Source organism: Ignavibacteria bacterium (genome assembly GCA_025612375.1).
In the GTDB taxonomy this organism is placed as follows: domain Bacteria; phylum Bacteroidota; class Ignavibacteria; order Ignavibacteriales; family SURF-24; genus JAAXKN01.
In genome coordinates this window covers 1-2032 of record JAAXKN010000108.1, presented here as the reverse complement: position 1 = coordinate 2032, position 2032 = coordinate 1, and the positions used below count along the sequence as shown (strand labels likewise).

Genomic DNA, 2032 nt, shown 5'->3' with positions numbered 1-2032 from the left:
AGCCCCCAGGTATTACTTCTCCCTGGGTGCCGATTTCTAAACCATACGGCCTTAATCGAGTAGGAGGAGGGCTTTAAGCCCTCCGACCTCTCACACCACCGTACGTACGGTTCACGTATACGGCGGTTCTTAAGTTTAATAAATCAATGTTATTTCTGTTTAGCTAAGATGTCAATCATCGATACGAGTCCGAGGCTGTCAAAGTACCGCTTTGGAAAGATCTCGTTCATGTGTGGCTGTCCTGAGTTCCACCATGGCCCACGGCCGTTTGAGGCCGAAGAGGCGGCTCTTTTCTCACTTATTCCCCGCTTCATCATGCTTAGCATTCTTGTTCTTGGCTTTTTCCATTGTTTCCATATAATCGTTCTCAGGCGTCGCCTTATCCATCCGTCGAGTTCCTCGGCAAACTGTTTCACCTCGGCAAGTCTGAAGTAGTTTATCCATCCTCTTATGAATGGAGTCAGTTCCTCCTTTATTAAGAATGACAGATTCCTTCCTCTTCCACGCCTGAAGATCTCCTTTGCCTTGGATTTGAACCTCTGGACTGTTTCCTTTGGTACCCTGATCCTTGCCTTCCTGTCCCACAGGAATGAATATCCCAAGAAGCTTCTTCTCTGTGCCTGGTCGACACCGCTTTTAGAGGGGTTGAGCTTAAGCCTCAGATTCTTTTCAAGGAACTGCCCTATCGATTTGAGCACCCGTTCGCCTGAGCGCCTGCTTTTGACATATATGTTACAGTCATCAGCATAGCGGCAGAAACTGTGGCCGCGCCTTTCCAGCTCTTTGTCGAGATCATCCAGAAGTATGTTTGACAAAAGGGGTGAAAGAGGACTGCCCTGTGGCGTTCCTTTTTCCCTTTGTCTTTCCACACCATGGCTCATCATGCCTGCTTTGAGGTATCGGCCTATAAGGGTGAGGATTTCTCTTTCCCTTATCTTCCGTCTTATCCTGCCGAGGAGCACGTCATGATTTACCTCATCAAAGAATTTCTCTATGTCCATATCCACGACATACTTTCTCCCTTCCATCTGGAACCTCTTTGCCTGAAGGATTGCACCATGTGCACTCCTGCCTGCTCTAAAGCCGTAGCTGAAGTTAGAAAATCCGGGATCGAATATGGGACTTAAGACCTGTTGGAGTGCCTGCTGGATCAGTCTGTCGAGCACGGTCGGGATTCCGAGCGTCCTCTCACCTCCAGAGGGCTTTGGTATCTTTACCATTTTAACCGGCTGGGGTTTATATCTCCCGCTCAAGAGCTCTTCTTTAATCCTTGGCCACTCCGTCTTGAGCTTAATTTTAAGTTCTTCCACAGTTATGTTATCCACGCCTGCGGAACCCTTATTGCTCAGGACTCTCTGGTAAGCCTTCGTCATATTCTCCCGGCTTACCACAATTTCGATTAACCTTAGCTTCGCTGAGGGCAGTTTCCCTTCCTCCGGTGCGGATTCAGCCATACCCACAGAAGTACCTGTGCTATTCCGCAGCACCCCTTCCTTCCGGGTTTCAGTTATTTCAAACTTCTTTCCTATAGCTTTATGTCTCCTTATTTCACAGAGGGTTAAAGGTTCTTTTCCCTTAAATTTAAGTTCGGCCCTTCTGTCATATTTCTATGACTTTACTATGGCCTCTGCTGACTTCTCTAATGTCATCTCATCCTCTTTCGAACATGATTATCTTTCCTTCTCGGGAAAGAAACGATTAGAGATCTCCCCGGGTAATGCACCTGTACTTTCACACTTATAGCTGCCGTATCTACATATGGAGATTCCGTGTAAGTACTGGACTTTAGAGATAGTTGCCTCCTCATCCTCTTCATATGCCTCGTATACGGTTTCTGTTCGTCAGCCCAGTGCTTTGCCTTCGGCTTCCTTCAGATTCCACCTCGCGGTGGACACCCTTGCCGTTTGGCTAATGGTTCCCCTTACCGGGCCCATTCAGGACTTTCACCTTAAAGAACAAGCGCCCTGCCGGGCGCACAACAAAAAAAGCAGAACGGACAAAATCCGTTCTGCTTTTTTTATATCCCAAATTC

At 47.6% G+C, this 2032-nt stretch carries 1 protein-coding gene; it reads right to left on the bottom strand.

The window, feature by feature from the left end; all coding sequences use genetic code 11:
* Nucleotides 1-149: 149 nt before the first annotated feature.
* Complete coding sequence (gene ltrA / locus HF312_21510; protein ID MCU7522789.1) at nucleotides 150-1454, bottom strand: group II intron reverse transcriptase/maturase; 1305 nt, start codon at nucleotides 1452-1454, stop codon at nucleotides 150-152.
* Nucleotides 1455-2032 lie beyond the last annotated feature (578 nt).

What these genes read in the sequence shown, in the direction of transcription:
- ltrA (MCU7522789.1), bottom strand. Translation starts at nt 1,454, where the DNA reads ATGGCTGAATCCGCACCGGAGGAAGGGAAACTGCCCTCAGCGAAGCTA.